The sequence below is a fragment of the Streptomyces sp. NPDC006529 genome (genome assembly GCF_040611795.1).
GTDB lineage: Bacteria > Actinomycetota > Actinomycetes > Streptomycetales > Streptomycetaceae > Streptomyces.
The window spans coordinates 40,716-63,395 of sequence record NZ_JBEXPB010000022.1; the positions used below are offsets into that span (position 1 = coordinate 40,716).

The following is a 22,680-nucleotide window of genomic DNA, read 5'->3' on the forward strand; positions in this document are numbered from 1 at the left end:
AAGCGCGTGCGCGCATGGCTTCGGATCACCCGTGGCACACTGGCCCTAGTACCAGTAGCAGCGCACTCCGGGGTCGGTGCAATTCCGAACCGGCGGTTACAGTCCGCGACCCGTCCGCATCCAGCGGCCGGTTGACCAGGTGAAATTCCTGGACCGACGGTTAAAGTCCGGATGGGAGGCAGTGCGCGGCGGGCCAGTCACCGGTACGCCGCCGTCGGCGGTTCGTCGGCGTAACCCCCAGGGGATACGTCTCGGACGGACCGGAATCCCGGCTCCGGCGTCCCCGCGTGTGCTACCCGCTTCATCTGTCGTATCCCGACAGGCCCCGGAGTCCGTGCCCGATGAGGCAGGAGGACCCGGTGGCGCACCACGCCGACGCGAACGACACGCACGCCATGCGGCGGGCCATCGAGCTGGCCGCGCGCGGTCTCGGTTTCACCAGCCCCAACCCGGCCGTCGGCTGCGTCATCGCCGACGCCGCGGGCCGGATCGTCGGCGAGGGCTGGCACGAGCGGGCCGGCGGCCCGCACGCCGAGGTCCGCGCCCTGCGCGCCGCCGGCGACGCCGCCCGCGGCGCCACCGCCTACGTCACCCTCGAACCCTGCAACCACACCGGCCGTACGGGCCCCTGTGCCCGGGCCCTCATCGACGCCGGGATCACCCGCGTCCGCTACGCCGTCCCCGACCCGAACCCGCAGGCCAGCGGCGGCGCCGCCACCCTGCGCGGCGCCGGGGTCGAGGTCACGGGCGGGCTGCTGCGGGCCGAGGCGGAGGCGGGCAACGAAGCCTGGCTGACCTCCGTCCGCCTGGGCCGCCCCTTCGTCCTGTGGAAGTACGCCGCCACCCTGGACGGCCGGGTCGCCGCCGCCGACGGCACCAGCCGCTGGATCAGCGGCTCCGCGTCCCGCGCCGACGTCCACCGGCTGCGCGCCGAGGCCGACGCGGTCGTCGTCGGCTCGGGCACCCTGCGCGCCGACGACCCGCACCTCGCGGTCCGCGGTGTCGAGGGCGCCCGCCAGCCCCTGCGCGTGGTCCTCGACACCCGCGCCGGCATCCGGCCCGCCGCCCGCGTCCTCGATGACGCGGCCCCCACCCTGGTGGCCGTCGCCGAGGACGCCGACACCGGTCACCTGGCGGGCGTCGACGTGGTCCGGCTGCCCCGCGAGGGCTCCGGGCTCTCCGTGGACGCGCTGCTCGCCGAACTGTCCGCCCGCGGGGTGCGCTCCGTCCTCGTCGAGGGCGGCCCCACCCTGGCCGGCGCCTTCGTGGCCGCGGGAGCCGTCGACAAGATCGTCGGCTACCTGGCCCCCGTCCTCCTCGGCGCGGGCCCCAACGCCCTCGCCGACGCCGGGATCACGACCCTCACCCGGGCCCTGCGCCTGGAGATCACCGAGGTGCTCCGCCTCGGTCCCGATCTGCGCGTCACCGCCGTCCCCGCGGCCGCCGCCGTCCCCTCCGCCCCCACCGCCCCCAAGGAGCACTGAGTGTTCACCGGAATCGTCGAAGAACTGGGCGAGGTCACCGCCGTCGAGCAGCTGGCGGAAGCCTCCCGCTTCCGGCTGCGCGGCCCCGTCGTCACCGAAGGTGCCAAGCACGGCGACTCGATCGCCGTCAACGGCGTCTGTCTGACGGTCGTGGAGACCGGGGACGGCGAGTTCACCGCCGACGTCATGCAGGAGACCCTGAACCGCTCCAGCCTGGGCGCCCTCGCCCAGGGCTCCCGGGTCAACCTCGAACGCCCGATGGCCCTCGGCGGCCGCCTCGGCGGACACCTGGTCCAGGGCCACGTCGACGGCACCGGCCGGATCGTGTCCCGGACCCCCTCCGAGCACTGGGAGCTCGTCAAGGTCTCGCTGCCGCCCCGACTGGCCCGCTACGTCGTCGAGAAGGGCTCCATCACGGTCGACGGCGTCAGCCTCACCGTGGTCGACGCCGCCGCCGACCACTTCACCATCAGCCTCATCCCCACCACGCTGAACCTGACCACGCTCGGCATCAAGCAGCCCGGCGACCCGGTCAACCTGGAGGTCGACGTCCTCGCGAAGTACGTCGAGCGCCTCCTGGCCGCCGGAGTCGACCCGCTGACCCCCGCCGGGCAGACCACGAAGGAGACGGACCGGTGAGCGCGCTCTCCTGGCTCAACACCGAGGCCTTCGCGGTCTTCGGGCAGAAGGTCATCTGGTCCGACATGATCGGCAACCTGATGGGCCTGGCCGCCCTCGCCCTCGGCTGGCGCCGCTCCATATGGACCTGGCCCGCCCAGCTCCTCTCCGGCCTGATCCTGGTCGGCGCCTACGCCACCGCCCACCTCGCGGGCGGCGTCGGCAAGCAGCTCCTGGTCATCGCGGTGGCCGGCTGGGGCTGGTACGCCTGGCAGCGCGGCAAGCGGCAGGCCCAGGACGGCTCCATCGCCGTGCGCACCGCCACCTGGACCGAGCGCGGCCTGCTCCTGGCCGGAGCGGCGCTGGGCACCCTCGCCGTCGGCGGCCTCTTCACCCTGGTGCCCTCGCTGTCCTGGAGCCCGTGGGCGGACGCCTACATCTTCGTCGGCACGATCGTCGCGATGGTCGCCCAGGCGCGCGGTCTGGTCGAGTTCTGGTTCGCCTGGCTGCTCGTCGACCTCGTCGGCGTTCCGCTCGCGTTCCAGAGCGGTCTGGTCTTCTCGGGCCTGGTCTACGTCGTGTACTTCGCCCTCGTCCTGTGGGGCGCCCACGACTGGTACCAGCGCTCCCGCACCACCGACGCCCCGGCCATGGAAGGAGCAACGGCATGATCCTCAAGCCCGTGCCCGACGAGAGCGGCACCGACCCCGGGCCCTTCCTGCTCGACCCCGTCGAGCAGGCCGTCCGCGACATCGCGGCGGGCCGGCCGGTCGTCGTCGTGGACGACGAGAACCGGGAAAACGAGGGCGACCTCGTCATCGCGGCCGAAATGGCCACCCCCGAGATCATCGCGTTCATGATGAGCGAGTGCCGCGGCCTGATCTGCGCCCCCATGGAGGGTCCGGAACTGGACCGCCTGGAACTGCCGCAGATGGTCACGCACAACACCGAGTCGATGCAGACCGCCTTCACCGTCTCCGTCGACGCGAGCGGCGCCCACGGCGTCACCACCGGCATCTCCGCCGCCGACCGCGCCACCACCCTGCGGCTGCTGGCCGACGGCGCGAGCACCGCGGGGGACTTCGTCCGCCCCGGGCACGTCTTCCCGCTGCGCGCCAAGCCCGGCGGCGTCCTGGTCCGCAACGGCCACACCGAGGCCGCCGTCGACCTCGCCCGCCTCGCGGGCCTGCGCCCGGCGGGCGCCATCGTCGAGATCGCCGGTGAGGACGGGGTCATGCTCCGGCTGCCGGAGCTGATCCCCTTCGCCCGCAAGCACGGCCTGACGATCATCTCCATCGAGGACCTGATCGCCTACCGCCGCTCCGCCGAGCCGACCGTGCGCCGCGAGGCCGAGGTCAGCCTGCCGACCTCCTTCGGGCACTTCACGGCGTACGGCTACCGCTCCACGGTCGACGGGGTCGAGCACATCGCCCTGGTCCACGGCGACATCGGGGACGGCCGCGACGTCCTGGCCCGGATGCACTCCGAATGCCTGACCGGCGACATCTTCGCCTCCCAGCGCTGCGACTGCGGCCCCCAGCTGCACGCCTCCATGGAGCGCATCAAGGCCGAGGGCCGCGGGATCGTCGTCTACCTGCGCGGTCACGAGGGCCGTGGCATCGGCCTGCTGGCCAAGCTGCGCGCCTACGAACTCCAGGAGCGCGGCCGCGACACCCTGGACGCCAACCTGGAGCTGGGCCTGCCCGCGGACGCCCGCGACTACGGCGCGGGCGCCCAGATCCTCGCCGACCTCGGGGTCCGCAGCACCCGCCTGATGACGAACAACCCCCACAAGGCCGAGGCCCTGGTCCGCCACGGCATCGAGGTCGTCAGCCGGGAGGCCATGCCGACCGAGACGGGCGAGCACAACCTGCGGTACCTGCGCACCAAGCGGGACCGGATGGGGCACGACCTGCCCTGGCTCGAAGGCGCCGTGTCCGTCTCGGCCTGCGGCAACCAGTAGCCGGCGCCACCCGGCGCCGGCGACACCCGTACCACCTGACCCACCCACCGACCCACCCACCGACCGAAGAACCGAGAAACCGAGGAGAGCCGTGAGCGGCAAGGGCGCACCCGAACTGAGTGTCAAGAACTGCGGAGACCTCCGGGTGGCCGTGATCGCGGCCCAGTGGCACGAGAAGGTCATGGACGGCCTCGTCGACGGCGCCCTGCGCGCCCTGCACGAGCTGGGCATCGACGAGCCCACCCTGCTGCGCGTCCCGGGCAGCTTCGAACTGCCGGTGGTGGCGAAGGTCCTCGCCGGGCGCGGCTACGATGCCATCGTCGCCCTGGGAGTGGTCATCCGCGGCGGCACCCCCCACTTCGAGTACGTGTGCCAGGGCGTCACCCAGGGCCTGGTGCAGGTATCGCTCGACACCGGAGTCCCCGTCGGCTTCGGCGTACTGACCTGCGACACGGACGAGCAGGCGCTGGACCGCGCCGGGCTCGAAGGGTCGAACGAGGACAAGGGGCACGAAGCGGTCACCGCCGCCGTCTCCACCGCCATGACCCTGCGCACCGTCAGCGAACCCTGGCGCTAACCGGCAGGGGCGGACCCTTTATTCTGAGGACCATCATGGCGAACAAACCCCCCAAGACCTTCGAAGAGCTCTTCACCGAGCTCCAGCTCAAGGCCGCCAACGGCGACCCGAGCACCTCCCGCACGGCCGAGCTGGTCGGCAAGGGAGTCCATGCCATCGGCAAGAAGGTCGTCGAGGAGGCCGCCGAAGTCTGGATGGCAGCCGAGTACGAGGGCAAGGAAGCCGCCGCCGAGGAGATCTCCCAGCTGCTCTACCACGTCCAGGTGATGATGGTGGCGCGCGGGATCTCCCTCGACGACGTCTACGCCCACCTCTGAGCCGACGAGCCGCCGGGCGGGCCCGGGGCGCCGCACGCACCCAACCTTTCGCACCTACGCACCCAAGGAAGACCCATGCTGCGCATCGCCGTCCCCAACAAGGGTTCCCTCTCCGGACCGGCGTCGGCGATGCTCCATGAGGCCGGCTACCGGATGCGCAAGGAGTCCAAGGAGCTCGTGGTCGTCGACCCCGAGAACGAGGTGGAGTTCTTCTACCTCCGCCCCAAGGACATCGCGATCTACGTGTCCTCCGGCAGGCTCGACATCGGCATCACCGGCCGCGACCTGCTGCTCGACTCCGGCGCCAGCGCCGAGGAGATCCTGCCGCTGAACTTCGGCCGGTCCACCTTCCGCTACGCCACCATCCCCGGCACGGCGAAGGGCCCCGAGGACTTCACCGGGATGACGATCGCGACCTCGTATGAGGGAATCGTCGCCAAGCACCTCGCCGACCACGGCATCGACGCCTCCGTCGTGCACCTCGACGGCGCGGTCGAGACCGCCATCCAGCTCGGCGTCGCCCAGATCATCGCGGACGTCGTCGAGACCGGCACCAGCCTGCGCAACGCGGGCCTGGAGGTCATCGGCGAGCCGATCCTGACCTCCGAGGCCGTGGTCGTCCGCGGCAGCGCCAGCGACCCCGACGACCCGCGCGCCCAGCAGTTCCTGCGCCGGCTCCAGGGCGTCCTGGTGGCCCGCAGCTACGTGATGATGGACTACGACTGCCGCGCCGAGCACCTGGAGCGCGCGGTGGCCCTCACGCCGGGCCTGGAGTCGCCGACGGTCTCCCCGCTGCACAACGAGGGCTGGGTCGCCGTCCGGGCCATGGTCCCGGCCAAGGAGGCCCAGCGGATCATGGACGACCTGTACGAGCTGGGCGCGCGCGCGATCCTCACCACCTCGATCCACGCGTGCCGGCTCTGATCCGCCCGGTCGTCCGCCGGCCCCTCCCTGCGCCCCACGTCCTTTCGTAGAACCGAGCACCCCATGAGCGAGTCCGCCGCCAAGCCCGCACCGCCCGCCCTGCCGGTCACCTTCCGGCCGACCCGCACCCGGGTGATCCTGCTGGGCGTCGGACTCGTCATGTTCGCCACCATTTCGGCGATCGGACTGCTCCTGGAGAACCTCGGCGGCGGCGAGCGGCTCAGCTTCGTCATCACCGCGGCCCTCTTCGCCTCCGTCCTCGTCCTGCTCAGCCGCCCCAAGGTGGTCGCGGACGAGACCGGCGTCACCGTCGTGAACCTCACCACCACCCGGCGGCTGGAATGGGCGCAGATCCTGCGCGTCAACCTCCGTCCGGGCGACCCCTGGGTGTTCCTCGACCTCAACGACGGCACCAGCCTGCCCGCCCTCGGGATCCAGCCCGGAGTGGCCAAGGAGCAGGCGATCAGCGACGCCCGCGCGCTGCGCGCGCTGGCCGAGAACCACGGCAGCGGACCACTCGGACGCTGAGTCCCATTGCGGCCTGGATCTCTTTGACTACCCTGGTGGCGGGGCGCACGCACGCGCCCTCCCACCGGCCCCGGGACAACGCGGCCCGTGGGTACCTGCGACTTGAGGAGTGACTCCCTCCAGCAATGGACGGATCGTCCGGTAGTACCCGCGCCGCCCTCCCCCCGGAGGCGGCGGCATGACCACCCCGCTACTCCTGCTCGTGGCGGCCTTCGCCCTGATCCTCGCCAACGGTTTCTTCGTGGCTGCCGAATTCGGCCTCGTCACGGTGGAGAGACCCGAGGCCGAACGCGCCGCCGCCGACGGCGACAAACGCGCCCGTACGGTCGTCAAGGCCCTGCGGGAGCTGTCGTTCCAGCTTTCCGGAACCCAGCTCGGCATCACCCTCACCTCCCTCGTGGTCGGCATGCTCGCCGAGCCCGCCCTCGCCGGGCTGCTCACCGGGCCGCTCAGCGCGACCGGACTGCCCCGCGGGGCGGTCACCGGGATCGCCGTCCTCGCCGGCATGCTGATCGCCTCCGCGGTCCAGATGGTCGTCGGAGAGCTGGTCCCGAAGAACTGGGCGGTCTCCCGGCCGCTCCAGGTGGCCCGGATCGTGGCCGGTCCCCAGGACGTCTTCTCCCGCGCCTTCCGGCCGGTCATCGCCGGCCTCAACGCCGTCGCCAACCGGCTCGTGCGGGCGCTGGGCGTGGAACCGGCCGACGAGATGGCCTCCGCCCGCACCCCGGGCGAACTGGTCTCCCTGGTCCGCCATTCGGCCCAGGCCGGCGCCCTGGAACAGGACACCGCCGACCTCTTCGTCCGGACCCTCTCCCTCGGTGAACTGACCGCCCAGCACGTCATGACCCCCCGGGTGAAGGTCAGCGCCCTCCAGCACACCGCCACGGCGGCCGACGTGCTCAACCTGACCCGGGCCACCGGCCTGTCCCGCTTCCCGGTCTACCGCGAGCGGATCGACGAGGTCACCGGCGTGGTCCACCTCAAGGACGCCCTCGCCGTGCCCGAGTCCGAGCGCGCCCGCACCACCGTGGGCCGGATCTGCGTCGCCCCGCTGCTGGTGCCCGGCTCCCTGCCGGTGCAGCCGCTGCTGGAACGGCTGCGCAGCGAGCAGCCGATGGCCGTCGTGGTCGACGAGTACGGCGGCACCGCCGGAGTCGTGACCCTGGAGGACATCGTGGAGGAACTCGTCGGCGAGGTCCGCGACGAGCACGACCTCGCCGAGGACGACGGCCCCGAGCTGGCCGCCGTGCCCGCCGAGGACGGCCGCCCCTCGTGGGAGGCCGACGGCAGCTGCCGGGTGCACGCCCTGCGCCGGATAGGCCTCGACGTGCCCGAGGGGCCCTACGAGACCGTCGCCGGCCTGGTCGCCGATCTGCTCGGCCGGATCCCCGCCCCCGGGGACCTGGCCGAACTGCCCGGCTGGAAGCTCTCCGTCCGCCAGGTCGGCCGCTACCGCGCCGAACGGGTCCGCCTGGTCCGTACGGCCGACAGCGCCCCCGGGTCGGACGCCGAGCCCGGGTCCGAGGTCTCCGGCGCCCGTACGGCCGCCGGTGGCTCCGGCGAAGAAGGCAACGACGGCAGCGACGGCGGCGGCGCCGACGGGCGGCGTGAAATGGCGGTCATGCGATGAACGCGCTCCAACTGCTCTTCGCCCTGCTCCTCGTCCTGGCCAACGGCTTCTTCGTCGGCGCCGAGTTCGCGCTCGTCTCCGTCCGCCGCAGCCAGATCGAGCCCCTCGCGGCCTCCTCCAAGCGGGCCCGCCAGGTGCTGCACGGCCTGGAGAACCTGCCCCGCATGATGGCCGCGGCCCAGTTCGGCATCACCGTCTGCTCCCTCACCCTGGGAGCGGTCGCCGAACCCACCGTGGCCCGGCTCCTGGAGCCGCTCTTCGAGGCCGCGCGGGTCCCGCACGGCCTGGTCCACCCCCTCGGGTACGCCTTCGCGCTGGCCGCGGTGGTCTTCCTGCACCTGGTCATCGGCGAGATGGTCCCCAAGAACCTCGCCATGGCCGCCCCCGAGAAGACCGCCCTGTGGTTCAGCCCCGGCCTGGTGGCCTTCGCCCGCGTCTGCGGGCCGGTCACCACGGCGCTCGGCGCCTGCGCGACCCTGGTGCTGCGCCTGTTCAAGGTGGAGCCCAAGGACGAGGTCGAGGCCGTCTACACCCGCGCCCAGCTCGGCCGGCTCGTCGAGGACTCCCGGCAGGCCGGACTCCTCGCCCCGGGCGAGCAGGAGCGTCTGGAGGACGCCCTGGAACTGGGCAGCCGCCCGGTCACCGATGTCCTCCTCGCCCGCGACCGGCTGGTGACGGTCACCCCCTCGGTGACCCCGCGCCAGATCGAGCAGCTGACCGTGCGCACCGGCTACTCGCGCTTCCCGGTCCGCTCCGACAGCGGCACCTTCATGGGCTACGTCCACGTGAAGGACGTCCTGGACCTGGAACCCAGGGAAGGGGCCGTGCCCCAGCGGGTCTGGCGGCGGATGACCACGCTGTCCTCCACGCTCCCGCTGGACGACGCGCTGAGCGTCATGCGGCGCGACGCCACCCATCTGGCGCAGGTCGCGGACCCCGCCGGGCGCGTGCTCGGTCTGGTCGCGCTGGAGGACGTACTGGAGAAACTGGTCGGCGAGGTGCGCGACCCCGCGCACCGCACGACCACCCCGCCGGCCCGGCGCCCCGAACGGGCGCTGACCCCCTGACGGGTGAAGGCCCCCGGCCCGCCGCTCCTCCTACAGGGAGGGCGGCGGGTCCGGGCGGCCCCGGTCCTGCGGGCCGCGGCCCGAGAGCACCTCGCCGTACGCCTGCATCAGGTCCGCCAGCCGCAGCGTGGAGAGGTCCTCGCGGGAGGGCGTCAGCGCGTAGCCGGCGAGGCGCAGGTCCCGGTAGGCGCAGCTCTTCTCGTAGAGGGTGCGCAGGAACCGGCCGTTGCCCAGCTCGTCGATCCAGCCCTGCTCCACCACGTGCCCGCTGATGCTGCGCAGCTCCTCCAGGGCCTCCTCGTCCCAATGGTCCCCGTTCGCGTCCGCCAGGACCCCGCCGATCGCGGTCAGTTCCGGCGGCCGGTAGCTCGGGAAGTCCACCCGGGTGGTGAACCGCGAGGACAGTCCCGGGTTCGTCGCGAGCAGCCGGTCCATGCCGGCCGGATAGCCGGCCAGGATCACCACCAGGTGGTCCCGGTTGTCCTCGGCCCGCTTGAGGAGCACCTGGAGCGCCTCGTCCCCGTACGCGTCGCCCTTGCTGTAGCCCGAGTTGGACAGGCTGTACGCCTCGTCCACGAAGAGGACCCCGCCGATCGCCGAGTCGATCAGCTCGTTGGCCTTCACGGCCGTCTGGCCGAGGAACTCGCCCACCAGGTCCGCCCGCTGGGCTTCCACCAGGTGGTCGCCGCCGAGCAGCCCGAGGGCGTAGAACACCCGGCCCAGGATCCGGGCCACGGTCGTCTTGCCCGTCCCGGAGGGACCCGAGAAGACGAAGTGCCGTTTCGGCGGCTGGACCGGAAGCCCCTGGCCGGCCCGTAACCGTGCCATGTGCAACTGCGCCGAGAGCGCCTTGACCTGCCGCTTGACCGGCTCCAGGCCCACCATCCGCTCCAGCTCGGCGAGCGCCTCGGCGAGCAGCGCCGGATCGGCCGGTCCGGCGGGCAAGCCCGGCGGCCCGGCCTGCGGCGGTAGGCCGGTCCGGTGCCGTACGCCGTCGGGGCGCCCGGCGGCGTCGGGTCCCGGGCCCACCGGCGCGTTCCCCGCGCCCGCACCCGCGCCGGGGGCGAAGCGGGTCTCCGGCGGCTCGCCGCAGAGCAGCGGGTCGGCCTCGGCCTGCCCGTCCGCCGCGATGTCCGTCCCGAGCCCGCCGCCCAGCGCCACGGCGGCGAAGTCCCCGTCGGCCGCGGCGATCCCGTACTCCTCGCCGCCGCCCAGCCCGTCCAGGCCGTCGTTCTCGGAGATCGCGGTCAGCCGGGCCGCGGTGTCCATGAACGCCGGGTCGACCCGGTGCACCGCCCGGTAGAGCGGCAGCGCGGCCGCGCTGCGCCCGGTGCCCTCGTGCGCCCGCGCCAGCCAGTACCGCAGCTCCTTGCGCTGCGGCTGCTCGCTGCGGCAGCGCATCAGCGCCGCCGACAGCATCGGCTCCGCCTGCCCGTACATTTCGAGGCGGACCCGTGCCATCCCGCCGAACAGGCCCGCCTCGATGCCGAGCAGCGGATCGTCCACGAGCGGCTCGGTGTGCCGCACCAACTGCTCCCAGTCCTTGACCAGATAGGCGCGGCAGGCGTGCAGGAAGCGCACCTGCGGGTCGGTGTCGACCGGCGGCAGCGCCGCCAGCGCCCGGTCCAGCTCGGGCACGTGCCGGCCGTCCAGCCAGTGCGAGGCGTGCGCCAGCAGCAGATCGCGTTTGCTCTCCAGTACCGGCTGGACCCACCAGCCCAGCCAGTACCAGGAGTTGAGCGTGCGCCGGTGCCGCGCGCGCTGTTCCCCGAAGCGGTCCCGGTGGGCGTGCATGCGCAGCAGCGCGTTGGTGGTGTCCACCCGCAGTGCGTGCAGCCCGAGCCAGGCGTCGGCCATCGAGGGGTCGAGCAGTACGGCCGCCCGGAACTCCTCCTCGGCCTGCGGATAGGCGCCCATGGTGCAGGCGTCCACTCCGCGCAGCCAGGCGAGTTCGGCCGGCTCGTAGGCGCTGCCCGGCATGCCGAAGTCCATCACATCCCCCACAAGCCTGCCCCCGTGGTGCGCGGCAACACCCGTGTTGTACACGCGAGTTGTCCCCTGCGCCGATGAAATCAGGGTGGCATCGTACCTGCGGTCCCCCGCCATACGTAGGGTGCGGCGGACACCCGTCGGAGGTACACCCGGGGCGCACGCGTTCACGGAGAGTGAAGAGGCGTGCGGGGGCAGGTGTCCTGGAGGGCCGCCGGGGAGGTTCCGGGGGCAGAGCGGAGCCCCCGGTCACGGGGGAACAACCGGGGGCTCCGCGTCAGGGGCGGCCCTGAAAAACCGCACATTCAGAACGTAAGGCCGCCGCGGGCCGCGGTCAAGCGGCCCCCGGACGGCGCCCGGGCAGGGGTGGCGGCCGCCGGACGGGGCTCGGGTCAGGACCGAGGAAATTCGTCACTCGGGGTGACGGAGCGGGCTCGCGGGGCGGTCGCATCCGCCCCGGAAGACCACTCGTATCCCGTACCGCTCTGCCGCACCAGCGTGTCCGCGAAGGGGCGCGAAGGGTCGTCCGCGAAGTGCGCGCGCTCCGCGCGCTCCCATCCGTCCCAGAAGAGTGACAGTTCGCGCCCGTCCCGGTTCCGCCCGCGCCCCCAGGACTGCTCCCGGGGCATTTCCATCCACACCAGGCGCGCCAGGCACGGGCGCAGCGCCCGGCGGCCCGCGCCGACGCCCTCGACGAGCAGCACGGGAGCCGGTTCCAGCACCCGGTCGGGCCCGAAGCGGCGCGCCACCCAGTCGTACGGCGCCCAGCGCGCCGCCCGCCCGGCCGCCAGGGGGTCGAGCACCTGGGTGCGCAGCCGCTCCGTCCAGTCGAACAGCTCCTCGTGTGTGGCGATGTCGTCGAGGTGCAGGACGGGGGCGCCGCCCAGGGCCCCGGCCAGCCGCGCGGCGAAGGTGCTCTTGCCGGAGCCCGCGTGGCCGTCAATGCCGATCACCCGTACGGGGCCCAGCGACGGCGCCGCGCTGACGAGTTCCCGGGCGAGCGCGTCGAGCGGCGCGGCCCCGGCGGGGGACGCGTGCGAGGCGGGCGGGCCGGACGGGACGGATGGTTCCACCCGGCCAGCCTACGGCGGCGCACGACACGGCCCGCCGCATGGCCCCGGCCGCCCGCGAGCTGGGAGGGTGGCGGGGACGCACCGCGGCCCGCACGCTCCGCGCGCCCGGGCCGCGGTGCACCGCCCGTCCTGTCCGCCCCGCTCCGCCCGCCCCGTACGTCGCCCGACCGCACCACTGGGGGTTCCCGCCCATGACCACGCCCACCCCGCGCCGGGCCGTCCTCGCGGCGGCCCTCGCCGCCGCCACGGCCGCCGCCGTCCCCGCCACCCCGTCCGCGGCCGCGCCCGCCCCCAAGGGGGCCGGGGGAGCCCCGGCCCCGGGCAGGGCGGTGGACAACCGGTTCTGGTACGCGTACGGCCACTGGCAGGCGGGGACCCACGAAGGGACCACCGCGGTGACCGGCGCGCGCCCCGGGCTGCGGATGGCCACCCCGGCCGGGCGCACCGAGTACGCCGACCCGCACACCGGGAAGAAGATCACCTGGGAGTACGCGACCTGGACCTCGCCCGCGCACCGCCCGGCCGTGCCCGCCACCGAGGTCATCGCGTCGTGGAACGCCCGTACGCCCGCCGGGACCTGGCTCCAGGCCGAGCTGCGCGCCACCTATACCAACGGGGTCACCGGCCCCTGGTACGTGATGGGCCGCTGGGCCTCCGGCGACGGCGACATCCGGCGCACCTCGGTGGACGGGCAGAGCGACGGCACCTCCACCGTCTGGACCGACACCCTGGCCCTCGACGGCTCCGCGAGCGCGGGCGGCCTGCGGATCCGGGAGTGGCGGCTGCGGCTGACCCTCCACCGCCGCCCCGGCGCCCCGCTCGGCCCGGAAGTCTGGCTGGCCGGCGCGATGGCCTCGGACGTCCCCGACCGGTTCACCGTGCCCGCCTCCGTGCCCGGGACGGCCCGCGAGCTCGCCGTCCCGCGCTACTCGCAGGAGATCCACGTCGGCCAGTACCCCGAGTACGACAACGGCGGCGAGGCGTGGTGCAGCCCCACCTCCTCGCAGATGGTCGTCGAGTACTGGGGGCGCGGGCCCGGCGCCGCCGACCTGGCCTGGGTCAGGAAGGAGTACGCCGACCCGCAGGTCTGCCACGCGGCCCGCGGCACCTACGACGCGGCCTACAAGGGCTGCGGCAACTGGCCATTCAACGCCGCCTACGCCGCCACCTACCGCGACCTGGCGGCCGTGGTGACCCGGCTGGGCTCGCTCACCGACGTCGAGACCCTGATCGCGGCGGGCATCCCCGTGATCACCTCCCAGTCCTTCCGCGAAGGGGAACTGACCGGTGCGGGCTACGGCACGGCGGGCCACCTCATGACGGTGACCGGCTTCACGCCCGCCGGGGACGTCGTCGCCAACGACCCCAACTCACCGGACGACCCGTCCGTGCGCCGCGTCTACCGGCGCCGCGAATGGGAGAACGTATGGCTGCGCACCAAGCGCTACCACGCCTCCGGCAAGGTCGTCTCCGCGAGCGGCGGTGTCTGCTACCTCTACGCGCCGTGCCGCCCGAGCGTCACGCAGGCGCGCGCCCTGCGCGCGGTCGGCGTGCTCTGAGGAAAGGCCGCCGGGGCGGTTTCCGCTCCGTACCAGCGGGAAGAAACCGGGCTAAAGGGTACATAAAGGCTCCCGTAGGAGGCGGCCCGCCATGACCACCCACCCCAACATCGAAATGCACCCCGACCTCGCCGAGATGCGCACCCGCTTCGAGCGGGTCACCGCCACCCCCCGCGCGCAGGCCGTCGAAGCCCTCGCCCTCATCACCGGTCTGTACATCGCGGCCTCGCCCTGGATCGTGGGCTTCAACGTCCTGTCGTCCTTGGCGATCACGAACCTGATCGCGGGCCTGGCCTACTGCCTGTGCATGGGCGGCCTCGGTTCCGCCTACGAGCGCACGCACGCGATGGCCTGGACGGCCGTCGGCATCGCGGCCTGGACGATCGTCGCCCCCTGGGTGGTCGTCGGCGAGGTCGACACCACCCGCACCGTGGTCAGCAACTGCATCGCGGGCGCCGTCGCCCTGCTGCTGGCGCTCGCCATGGCCGGCATGGCCGGACGGGAACGCGCCGCCGGACGGGAGCGCGCCGGACGCGCCCTGCGCACCGGCTGACCCGGTCCGCCGCCCGCAGACCCGGGTCCCGGCCGCACGGGCGGCCGGGGCCCGTGCGTGACGTCCGCCACCCGTGACGCTCGTCTCTACCGCGAAGACGGTAAACGCTGTCACATTGGACGCATGACCGCACATACCGCCGCACTGACCGTCCGGGTCCGCGACCTCGTCCGCACCGGGGGCCCGAAGGGCGACTCGGCCTGGCTGGAGCACGTGCTCGGCTGGACCCTGGTCGTCGCCATCGCGATGCTCGTCACCCAGATCGGCTGGCTCTGACCGCTGCTCCGGCACCCTCCCGGGCCCGCCGCGGCACTTTTACAACACGCCCCGGTCACCGGCCTCCAGCCGGAGCCCGTCGGTGACGATCAGGTCCGCGGTGACCAGGGCCTGTTCGGCGCTGACGTCGGTCATGAAGACGAAGGGCGGGATGACCGGCGGCGCGGGCAGCCCCTCGGGCGTGAAGGTGACGCACAGCAGCCCCTCGATGCAGCCGCTGAACCTGGTGAGGTACAAGGTCACGTCGCCGCTCAGGTCCAGCGTCCTGGCTGCGAGCCCGTACTCCTCCCCGCCGTCCCGGGTCCGCAGCCGGTAGTCGAAGAGCTTGGCGGCCCGCATCCGCAGCACCAGCACCTTCAGGGGCCCGCCGGCCGTGGGCACCCGGGTGACCCCGGCGAGGGTGAACCCCTGGGGGGCGAAGAGCGAGGTGGTGACCGTCGGGGGAGTGCGCGGCGCCGTCGGCACCGCGCCGCTCGCCGCGGCCCGGGCCGCGGGCGTCCCGGTCGCCAGCGCGGCCAGCAGGACGACCGGCAGTGCGGCGGCCAGGGTGCGCGCGCCGCCGTTCGGGCCCGGCCGCCGGTAGGGGCTCTCCTCCTGGTGCTCGGGACCGTCCAGCGGGGTCCAGCCGAAGGCCAGTGCGCTGCCCGTGATGCCGAGCAGCATGCCGAGCAGGAACCCGCCCAGGTTGGTCGCGACGAAGGACAGCACCGACAGCAGCAGCGCGTGCACGCTGACGTACAGACGGGCCTGCGGCAGGAACCAGAGGAACAGGCCCGCGGCGATCAGCGCGCCCCCGATCCCGATGGCCGCGATCCCGCCGAGGCCCAGGCTGACCAGGATCGTCAGCGGGGAGAGCGGGACCAGCAGCAGCTCGGTCCCGCCCAGCACCAGCAGCAGTCCGCCCCAGAACGGCCGGGTCCGGCGCCAGACCCGCAGCCGGGCCCGGCGCGCGGACCAGGAGGGCTGCCCGGGGGAGGCTCCGGAAGGGAGCCCTAGAAGCACTGCTTGCCGTCCAGGGCCACGTCCAGCTTGAGCCCCTTGAGCCGGAAGTCGCCGCCGGTCGCCGACCAGGCGTGCGAGCGGACCCCCTTGACCTCGATGTCCCCGGCCTGGAGGCCGAACTTCCCGGCTCCGCCCCTGACCCCGTCCACCCGGTCCAGGGTCGAGGCGTCGCGGCCGATCTCGGCGGTGCCGAACCGGGCGTCGCCGGTCAGGTCCTCGCCGTCGATCACCAGGTGGGTGGCGGTGACGTTCCCGGCGGGTCCGCCCGCGGTCAGTTTGAAGACGACCTTGCCGACCGGGGTGTCGACCACGGCGGACTGGCAGATGTCGGCGAGCGTCGCCTCCCCGATGCCGAGCAGGGCGACCGGGTGTCCCGCGCCGTCGACGGAGCGGTCCGTCTGGACGTAGGAGGCCAGGCCCTTGCTGCTGAGGTTGGAGGAGGAGACCTGGAAGGCGGTGCCGGAGACGGCGAAGGAGGCGGCGAGCGCGCCCTGGGCCATCACCGTCGCCAGCACGCCGACCGCGACGAACGCGGGCAGCCCGGCGGCGGCCGTCTTCTTCCAGTGGACGCGGCCCTCGGCCGGGTGTCGCTCCGCGGTGCTCGTGGAGGCGGTGCTCGTGGAGGTGGTGCTCTTGGCGGCTTTGCTCATGGCGGTGGGGCCTCCCGTACGTCGTCCGGTGCGCAGGGGAAGTGCGAAGGAGCGGGGCCGAGCAGGTCTGCGATACTGCGGGCATCCTGTGGCAGTTCGAGGCTAGGGCCGAATTTGAATAATAGTCAACAGCGCGGCAAGACCGAGCGATCGCAGGTCCGGCGGGCCGAACTCATAGCGACCGGGCGGAAGTTGTTCGCCGACACCTCGTACGACGCGCTGTCGATGGACGACATCGCCAAGCAGGCCGGGGTCGCCAAGGGGCTGATCTACTACTACTTCACGAGCAAGCGCGGCTACTACCTCGCCATCGTCGAGGACTCCGTGAACGGACTCGTCGCGCGGGCCGGCGGCGACACCGAGCTGCCCGCCGCCGAGCGGGTCCGCCGCACCATCGACGGCTACCTCCACTACGCCGAGCAGCACCGCGCCGCCTACCGCACCATCGTCACCGGCGGCGTCGGCTCCGACGCCGAGGTCCTCGCCCTGCGCGACGCGGTCCGCGCGGAGCTGGTCGCCACCATCGCCGAGGGCGCGTACGGCCACCGGGACCTGCCCCCGCTGGCCCGGCTCGCCCTCGTCGGCTGGCTCTCCGGGGTCGAGGGCACCACCCTCGACTGGATCGGCACCGAAGGCGAACCGGACCGCCCCGGGCGCGCGGAGCTCGGCGCCCTGCTGGTGCGGCAGCTGCGCGCGACCCTGACCGTGATCGAGGAGTTCGTCCCGCAGTGCCCGGCTCCGCCGCCGGAGGCGGAAACCGCCGGGACCGGGTCCGACCTGCGCAAGGATCCCTCGCGCCCGTGACGGGACGCCCCTGATCGGGCATACTCGACCCGCCGCAGCCACTGGTCAGGCCCTTCTGTGATCCGGGAGGGCACCATCGGCTGTAAGAGCACCGAGACCCGGCGGCGCGCACCACCCTTTTCGCGCGCCGCCGCCGTGCCCGACCAGGGAGGAGAGCGCCGCCATGATCGACCGCGCCCCGCAGCCGGTGGACCGTCAGCTGCCCACCGAGGAGTCCCGCGACCTGCTCGCGCTCGTGCGCGAGATCGCGCAGCGGGAGATCCGCCCCCGGGCCGCCGAGGAGGAGGACTCCGGCCGCTTCCCCCGCGAGGTGTTCACCCTCCTCTCCGAGGCCGGGCTGCTCGGCCTCCCGTACGCGGGTGAGTTCGGCGGCGGCGAGCAGCCGTACGAGGTCTACCTCCAGGTACTGGAAGAGCTGGCCGCGGCCCGGCTGACCGTCGGCCTCGGCGTCAGCGTGCACTCGCTGGCCTGCCACGGCCTGGCTGGGTACGGCACCAAGGAGCAGCAGGGCGAACACCTGCCCGCGATGCTCGGCGGCGGACTGCTCGGCGCCTACTGCCTCTCCGAGCCGGCCGCCGGCTCCGACGCCGCCTCCCTGACGACGAAGGCCGTCCGCGAGGGCGACCACTGGATACTGACCGGCACCAAGGCGTGGATCACCCACGGCGGGGTCGCCGACTTCTACACGGTCCTCGCGCGCACCGGCGCCCCGGGCCCCAAGGGGATCACCGCCTTCCTCGTACCCGGCGACGCGCCGGGCCTGACCGCGGCCGTCCCCGAGAAGAAGATGGGCATGAAGGGCTCGCCCACCGCCCAGCTGCACTTCGACGGCGTACGGGTGCCCGACACCCGCCGCATCGGCGAGGAGGGCCAGGGCTTCACCATCGCGCTGGCCGCCCTGGACGCGGGCCGCCTCGGCATCGCCGCCTGCGCGATCGGGGTGGCCCAGGCGGCGCTGGACGAGGCCCTCGCGTACGCCCTGGACCGCAAGCAGTTCGGGCACCCCATCGCCGACTTCCAGGGGCTGCGCTTCATGCTGGCCGACATGGCCACCAAGATCGAGGCGGGCCGCGCCCTGTACTTGGCGGCGGCGCGGCTGCGGGACGCGGGCAAGCCGTTCTCCCGGCAGGCGGCCATGGCGAAGCTCTTCTGCACCGACGCGGCCATGGCGGTGACCACCGACGCGGTCCAGGTCCTCGGCGGCTACGGCTACACCGCCGACTTCCCCGTCGAGCGCCTGATGCGCGAGGCCAAGGTGCTGCAGATCGTCGAGGGCACCAACCAGATCCAGCGGATGGTCATCGCCCGCCACCTCGCGGGACCCGAGACGCGCTGAGCCGGGGCCCGTTCCAGGAAGGTCCCGGCCGGACCGCGCCCGCTGGACGGAAAATGCGGGTGCGGCCGGTGGTGGCGCTCTGATAGCCATCGGCCATGGACGACCTTGTGACACATGACCCCGCGACCGGTGACCTGGTGACGGAGCGACTCGTGCTCCACCCGATCACGCCCGCCGAGGCGGAGCGGACGCTCGCCGGGGAGCGGGACGCCGGGGCGGTGTGGGCGCCGGGATACCCGGGGGAGGGCGACCGGGGCGTGCTGCGCCGGTTCCTGCGGACCTGCGCGGACACCGGCGACCCCCGGCCCTTCGGGCCCTACGAGATACGGCTGCGGGACGACGGGTCCGCGGTGGGCGGGGTGGGGTTCCACGGAGCGCCCGACGCGGCCGCCGAGGTGACCGTGGGCTACGGCCTCGTGCCCTCGGCCCGGGGCCGCGGGTACGCCGCCGAGGCGCTGCGCGCGGTGCTGGCCCTGGCCCGCTCCTGGGGCGCCGCGGCCGTGGTGGGCGACGCGGACCTCGGCAACACCGCCTCGCGCCGCGTGATGATCGCCGCAGGCATGCGGCTGACCGGCGAGGACGCGCGGCTGGCGTACTACCGCACCGACTGGGACGCGGACCCCGTCCCCGGGGACCGCCCGCCGCGGGACTGGGAGATCTCCACGGATTCCGCGCGCCTGGACCCCGAGCGGATCCACCGCTGGCTCTCGCAGGACGCGTACTGGGCGCTCGGCCGCTCGCGCGAGAAGCAGGACCTGGCGATCGCGAACTCCCTCAACTTCGGCGCCTACGACCGTGTCGGCGGCCGCCAGCTGGCGTACGCGCGGGTGGTGACCGACCGGGCCACCTTCGCGTGGCTCTGCGACGTCTACGTCGACCCGGCGGCCCGCGGCAGGGGCCTGGGCACCGCGCTGGCCGAAGCCGTCCGCGACCACCTCGCCCCGTACGGGGTGCGCCGCATCATGCTGGCCACCGCCGACGCCCACGGGGTCTACGCCAAGGTCGGCTTCGAGCCGCTGGCGGAACCTGGGAAGTGGATGGCCCTCGGCGCGCAGTAGGTGTGCCCGCTCAGCCGCCGTACAGCGGTCCGCCCGGCCAGACCGGGGAGGTGGCGAGCCGGGACCACTCCGGGTCGCGGCGGCCCGGCAGGGTGCGGCCGTCGTCCGCCCAACGGGCCAGCAGCGCCCGGTAGATGGGTGGGTCCGCCGGGCGATGAACCGATTCTTCGGGACCGGCGGGTGCCGGTCGCCGCCGCCGTCCCGTGGAAGCCTCAAGCGTGGTCATGCACGGCCAACGCGGCACGCGCGGGCGGGGTAACCGGCCCCGCCGTGCGGGTATCCGTTCGAGCCGTCCCCTGGTTCGGGCCCGAGCCGTCCCCTGGCCCGGGCGCCGAGCCGCCCCCGGTCCGGGCGGTCCGGTGACCGGGCGCGCGGCCTTCTGTCAGCGAATGACACGACCCTGGCCCCCGGCGAGGTTTCTGACGTACCGTCATATCCGCCGAGCCGACCCGTGCCCAGGAGGTTTGCCATGCCCGCGGACCGACCCATCGCCCTTGACGAATACCCCATCCACCAGGCCCCGTTGTCCATGAAGTACGTCGCCACCGGCGACCGCAACGCCTACGACCGGTGCATCTTCCACGTCTTCGACCACGCGGGCCGCGCCGTGCTCATCCTCGGCCTCGGCGTCTACCCCAACGCCGGGGTCATCGACGCCTACGCCACCCTGCGCCTCGGCGACGAACTCCTCGCCGTGCGCGCCTCCGACGCCCTCACCGACGACCGGATGAACCTGTCCGTCGGCCCGCTGCGCATCACCGTGGACGTCCCGCTGCGCACGCTCGGCCTGCACTGCGACGCCGATCCCGACGACCCGGACGGCCTCTCGTACGACATCACCTGGACCGCGGCCTTCCCCGCGGTCTGGGAGCCGCACCACGTCCAGCGGCGCGGCGACCGCCTCATGCTGGAGGGCCGCCGCTTCGTGCAGGCGGGCGGGGTGAGCGGCACCATCCGGGCCAAGGGCGAGGAACTGCGCCTCGCCGAAGGCGAATGGACCGGCACCCGGGACCGCAGCTGGGGCGTGCGCCCGATCCCCGGCGAGGACGGCGGCCGCGCGGCCGAGGAGCACCGCCCCGAGGGCTTCCACTGGCTCTGGGTCCCCGTCCGCTTCGAGGACCGCTTCCTCATGGTCATCGTCCAGGAGGACGCCGACGGCCACCGCACCCTGAACGAAGCGGTCCAGGTCTTCCCCGACGCCGCGGGGCGGGGCGACGTACAACTGGGCTGGCCGCAGGCCGACATCCGCTACCGGCCCGGGAGCAGGCACCCTGAGAGCGCCGTCGTCCACCTCACCGATCCGGCCCGCAAACCCCTCGAACTGGGCGTCGAGATCCTGAACTCCTCCCCGCTCGCCGTCGGCGCCGGCTACCCGCCCGCCGCCGACTGGCAGCACGGCACCTGGCAGGGCCGCGGCTGGACCGACCGCCGGGTCTACGACCTCTCCGACCCCGCCGCCCACCCCATGGCCGCCTACGGGGTCACCGACCACTCCGCCCGCTTCACCCTGGAGGGGCGGACCGGCTTCGGCATCTTCGAGCACGGCAGCTTCGGCCGCCACGACCCGAGCGGGTTCACGGACCACGGATCCGTCGCCCCGTAGGAACGCCACGCCCCCAGACGCCCCGGAACCCACAGAGAGAGGTGGCCATGGCCACGGCACCACGTCCCCGCACCTCCACCCGGGAACCCGAGGAACTGGGCCGCCGCCTCGCGGCCTGGCTCGGCGACCGGCTCCCCGGGGCGCGGGTCGTCGACGTCCGCGTCCCCGGCTCCAACGGCATGTCCAGCGAGACCCTGCTCTTCGACATCGACCACCCCGACACCCCGCTGCGGGCCTGCGCGCTGCGCCTGGCCGCCGACCCGGCGGCCTACACCGTCTTCCCCGCCTACGACATGCCCCGCCAGCACCGGGTGATGAGCCTGGTCGCCGAACACACCGACCTGCCCGTCCCGCGCGTGCAGTGGCTGGAATCGGACCCCGGGCCGCTGGGCGCGCCCTTCTTCGTGATGGCCCGGGCCGAGGGCCGGGTGCCGCCCGACGTGATGCCCTACACCTACGAGGGCAACTGGCTGCACGCGGCGAGCGACGCCGAGCGCGCCGCGCTCCAGGAGGAGAGCATCTCCCTGATCGCCCGGCTGCACGACCAATTCCCCGCCAAGGAGGCCGAGTTCCTGCTCCCGGAGGGATCCGGGAGCCCGCTGCGGCGGCACGTCGACGCCCAGCGCGCCTACTACGAGTGGGTGGTCTCGGGACTGGCCCGCTCACCGCTGCTGGAACGGGCCTTCGAGCGGCTGGAGGAGCTGTGGCCCGCCGACGAGGGCCCCGCCGTCCTCAACTGGGGCGACGCCCGCATCGGCAACGTCATCTACGACGGTTTCCGGCCGGCCGCGGTGCTGGACTGGGAGATGGCGGCGTACGCCCCGCGCGAGGTGGACCTCGGGTGGACGGTCTACCTCCACCGGTTCTTCCAGGACCTCACCGTCGGCTTCGGCCAGAGCGGCCTGCCGGACTTCCTGCGCCGGGACGATCTGGAGCGCCGCTACGCGGAACTGACCGGGCACACCCCGCGCGCCATGGACTTCCACACCCTCTACGCGGCCCTGCGGCACGGGATCGTGATGCTGCGGATCGCGTACCGCCAGGCGCACTTCGGCGAGGTCGAGGTTCCGGCCGACCCGGACGGGCTGATCCTGCACCATGCCAGCATCGCCGCCATGGTGCGGGGGACCTACTGGGACCGGGTCTGACCGGAACCCGGCGGACGGGCCGGTCAGGCCGCCTGGACGTGCTGGACCGGACGCGAGCCCGGACCGCCGACGTGCGAGAAGGGCTGCGTCCGCCAGTCCAGCCCCTGGGGGAGCGTCAGGAGCACGATCGGGTCGAGCTCCCGGTCCGCCGCGAGGGCCACGGCGGCCGCCTGCGCCTCGGCGGCGGGCCGTCCCGTACCGGCGCACACGGTGAGGCCGAACGGATTCCACGGGCTCAGGCAGAGCCCGTGCTCGGGCAGGAACTCCTCGTCCGCGACCAGCGCGATCGACTGCCCGCAGTCGGGGCAGACGGCGTGGTGGACGTCGAAGGCCTCCGCGCCCCCCTCGAAGTCGGGGTCGTCGCCGTAGCCGTCGGGGTCGAAGTCGCCGTACCCGCCGTCGGCGCGTTCGTGCGACGCCGGTGCGGTGCGGCCCGCGCGCTTGGTGTTCTGCATGGATGTACTCCCCCTTGGGTGGGCCGGGCGAGACGTTCGGCCACGGCCACAGCAAGCACTTCCCGT

General features: G+C 73.5%; 24 protein-coding genes, 1 pseudogene and 1 riboswitch. Of the genes and pseudogenes, 19 read left to right on the forward strand and 6 right to left on the reverse strand.

Features of this window, described 5'->3' with window-relative positions; all coding sequences use genetic code 11:
* Window positions 1–58 precede the first annotated feature (58 nt).
* Window positions 59–189, forward strand: a riboswitch (FMN riboswitch).
* A gap of 152 nt (window positions 190–341) precedes the next feature.
* The 10 genes from ribD (at window position 342) to ABZY31_RS17365 (ending at window position 9,108) form a co-directional block, all read left to right on the forward strand.
* Window positions 342–1,484 carry a bifunctional diaminohydroxyphosphoribosylaminopyrimidine deaminase/5-amino-6-(5-phosphoribosylamino)uracil reductase RibD gene (gene ribD / locus ABZY31_RS17320; RefSeq protein ID WP_356410856.1) on the forward strand — a complete coding sequence of 381 codons (1,143 nt, stop codon included), beginning with the start codon at window positions 342–344 and terminating at the stop codon, window positions 1,482–1,484.
* Entirely contained in the window at window positions 1,485–2,123 is a 639-nt protein-coding gene (locus ABZY31_RS17325; protein WP_356410859.1) for a riboflavin synthase, read from the forward strand. It abuts the gene before it with no gap.
* Window positions 2,120–2,773 (forward strand): nicotinamide mononucleotide transporter family protein, encoded by a 654-nt coding sequence (locus tag ABZY31_RS17330; RefSeq protein ID WP_356410862.1) that lies wholly within the window; start codon window positions 2,120–2,122, stop codon window positions 2,771–2,773. Before ABZY31_RS17325 ends, ABZY31_RS17330 begins: the two co-directional genes overlap by 4 nt.
* On the forward strand, window positions 2,770–4,065 hold the full coding sequence (locus ABZY31_RS17335) for a bifunctional 3,4-dihydroxy-2-butanone-4-phosphate synthase/GTP cyclohydrolase II (RefSeq protein ID WP_356410865.1): 1,296 nt from the start codon (window positions 2,770–2,772) through the stop codon (window positions 4,063–4,065). The genes ABZY31_RS17330 and ABZY31_RS17335 overlap by 4 nt, the downstream gene beginning before the upstream one ends.
* A 91-nt stretch (window positions 4,066–4,156) precedes the next feature.
* Window positions 4,157–4,642 (forward strand): 6,7-dimethyl-8-ribityllumazine synthase, encoded by a 486-nt coding sequence (gene ribH / locus ABZY31_RS17340; protein WP_356410868.1) that lies wholly within the window; start codon window positions 4,157–4,159, stop codon window positions 4,640–4,642.
* A 35-nt stretch (window positions 4,643–4,677) separates the two neighbouring features.
* A complete protein-coding gene (locus ABZY31_RS17345; protein WP_356410871.1) occupies window positions 4,678–4,959 on the forward strand; it encodes a phosphoribosyl-ATP diphosphatase in 282 nt (93 codons plus the stop codon).
* A gap of 75 nt (window positions 4,960–5,034) precedes the next feature.
* Window positions 5,035–5,883, forward strand: a complete 849-nt coding sequence (gene hisG, locus ABZY31_RS17350) for an ATP phosphoribosyltransferase (RefSeq protein ID WP_356410873.1) — start codon at window positions 5,035–5,037, stop codon at window positions 5,881–5,883.
* Between the two features lie 63 nt (window positions 5,884–5,946).
* Complete coding sequence (locus tag ABZY31_RS17355; RefSeq protein ID WP_356410876.1) at window positions 5,947–6,411, forward strand: PH domain-containing protein; 465 nt, start codon at window positions 5,947–5,949, stop codon at window positions 6,409–6,411.
* A gap of 178 nt (window positions 6,412–6,589) precedes the next feature.
* Window positions 6,590–8,041 (forward strand): hemolysin family protein, encoded by a 1,452-nt coding sequence (locus ABZY31_RS17360; RefSeq protein WP_356410878.1) that lies wholly within the window; start codon window positions 6,590–6,592, stop codon window positions 8,039–8,041.
* Window positions 8,038–9,108: a hemolysin family protein gene (locus tag ABZY31_RS17365; protein ID WP_356410881.1), complete on the forward strand. Its 1,071-nt coding sequence runs from the start codon at window positions 8,038–8,040 to the stop codon at window positions 9,106–9,108. Before ABZY31_RS17360 ends, ABZY31_RS17365 begins: the two co-directional genes overlap by 4 nt.
* Window positions 9,109–9,138: 30 nt before the next feature.
* Here ABZY31_RS17365 and ABZY31_RS17370 read toward each other — a convergent pair whose 3' ends face one another.
* Window positions 9,139–11,100 carry an AAA family ATPase gene (locus tag ABZY31_RS17370; protein ID WP_356410884.1) on the reverse strand — a complete coding sequence of 654 codons (1,962 nt, stop codon included), beginning with the start codon at window positions 11,098–11,100 and terminating at the stop codon, window positions 9,139–9,141.
* Window positions 11,101–11,489: 389 nt separating this feature from the next.
* Window positions 11,490–12,065 carry a hypothetical protein gene (locus ABZY31_RS17375; RefSeq protein ID WP_356411002.1) on the reverse strand — a complete coding sequence of 192 codons (576 nt, stop codon included), beginning with the start codon at window positions 12,063–12,065 and terminating at the stop codon, window positions 11,490–11,492.
* A gap of 296 nt (window positions 12,066–12,361) precedes the next feature.
* On the opposite strand from ABZY31_RS17375, the gene ABZY31_RS17380 reads away from it, so the two are divergent.
* The 3 genes from ABZY31_RS17380 (at window position 12,362) to ABZY31_RS17390 (ending at window position 14,558) form a co-directional block, all read left to right on the forward strand.
* A complete protein-coding gene (locus tag ABZY31_RS17380; RefSeq protein WP_356410887.1) occupies window positions 12,362–13,729 on the forward strand; it encodes a peptidase C39 family protein in 1,368 nt (455 codons plus the stop codon).
* A 91-nt stretch (window positions 13,730–13,820) separates the two neighbouring features.
* Window positions 13,821–14,282, forward strand: a complete 462-nt coding sequence (locus ABZY31_RS17385; protein WP_356410890.1) for an SPW repeat protein — start codon at window positions 13,821–13,823, stop codon at window positions 14,280–14,282.
* Between the two features lie 123 nt (window positions 14,283–14,405).
* The gene (locus ABZY31_RS17390; RefSeq protein WP_356410893.1) at window positions 14,406–14,558 is read left to right on the forward strand and encodes an SCO1431 family membrane protein; all 153 of its coding nucleotides are present in this window, start codon (window positions 14,406–14,408) and stop codon (window positions 14,556–14,558) included.
* A 39-nt stretch (window positions 14,559–14,597) separates the two neighbouring features.
* On the opposite strand, the gene ABZY31_RS17395 is transcribed toward ABZY31_RS17390, so the two are convergent.
* Window positions 14,598–15,560 carry a DUF6114 domain-containing protein gene (locus tag ABZY31_RS17395; protein WP_356410896.1) on the reverse strand — a complete coding sequence of 321 codons (963 nt, stop codon included), beginning with the start codon at window positions 15,558–15,560 and terminating at the stop codon, window positions 14,598–14,600.
* Window positions 15,551–16,210, reverse strand: a complete 660-nt coding sequence (locus ABZY31_RS17400) for a DUF6230 family protein (protein WP_356410899.1) — start codon at window positions 16,208–16,210, stop codon at window positions 15,551–15,553. Before ABZY31_RS17400 ends, ABZY31_RS17395 begins: the two co-directional genes overlap by 10 nt.
* A gap of 114 nt (window positions 16,211–16,324) precedes the next feature.
* On the opposite strand from ABZY31_RS17400, the gene ABZY31_RS17405 reads away from it, so the two are divergent.
* From ABZY31_RS17405 to ABZY31_RS17420, 4 genes and pseudogenes are all read left to right on the forward strand, one after another.
* Window positions 16,325–17,014, forward strand: a complete 690-nt coding sequence (locus ABZY31_RS17405) for a TetR/AcrR family transcriptional regulator (protein ID WP_356410902.1) — start codon at window positions 16,325–16,327, stop codon at window positions 17,012–17,014.
* A gap of 163 nt (window positions 17,015–17,177) precedes the next feature.
* On the forward strand, window positions 17,178–18,350 hold the full coding sequence (locus ABZY31_RS17410; RefSeq protein ID WP_356410905.1) for an acyl-CoA dehydrogenase family protein: 1,173 nt from the start codon (window positions 17,178–17,180) through the stop codon (window positions 18,348–18,350).
* A 95-nt stretch (window positions 18,351–18,445) separates the two neighbouring features.
* Window positions 18,446–18,904, forward strand: a pseudogene (locus ABZY31_RS17415) (GNAT family N-acetyltransferase); the annotation flags it as partial.
* Between the two features lie 102 nt (window positions 18,905–19,006).
* Window positions 19,007–19,408, forward strand: a complete 402-nt coding sequence (locus ABZY31_RS17420) for a GNAT family N-acetyltransferase (protein ID WP_356411005.1) — start codon at window positions 19,007–19,009, stop codon at window positions 19,406–19,408.
* Between the two features lie 10 nt (window positions 19,409–19,418).
* Here ABZY31_RS17420 and ABZY31_RS17425 read toward each other — a convergent pair whose 3' ends face one another.
* Entirely contained in the window at window positions 19,419–19,634 is a 216-nt protein-coding gene (locus ABZY31_RS17425) for a hypothetical protein (RefSeq protein ID WP_356410908.1), read from the reverse strand.
* Window positions 19,635–19,877: 243 nt separating this feature from the next.
* On the opposite strand from ABZY31_RS17425, the gene ABZY31_RS17430 reads away from it, so the two are divergent.
* Both ABZY31_RS17430 and ABZY31_RS17435 read left to right on the forward strand, forming a co-directional pair.
* Entirely contained in the window at window positions 19,878–21,011 is a 1,134-nt protein-coding gene (locus ABZY31_RS17430; protein WP_356410911.1) for a hypothetical protein, read from the forward strand.
* 47 nt (window positions 21,012–21,058) lie between these two features.
* Window positions 21,059–22,159 carry a phosphotransferase family protein gene (locus ABZY31_RS17435; protein ID WP_356410914.1) on the forward strand — a complete coding sequence of 367 codons (1,101 nt, stop codon included), beginning with the start codon at window positions 21,059–21,061 and terminating at the stop codon, window positions 22,157–22,159.
* 23 nt (window positions 22,160–22,182) lie between these two features.
* Here the strand turns inward: ABZY31_RS17435 and ABZY31_RS17440 are convergent, their stop codons facing one another.
* Entirely contained in the window at window positions 22,183–22,614 is a 432-nt protein-coding gene (locus ABZY31_RS17440) for a hypothetical protein (protein ID WP_356410917.1), read from the reverse strand.
* Window positions 22,615–22,680: the final 66 nt, after the last annotated feature.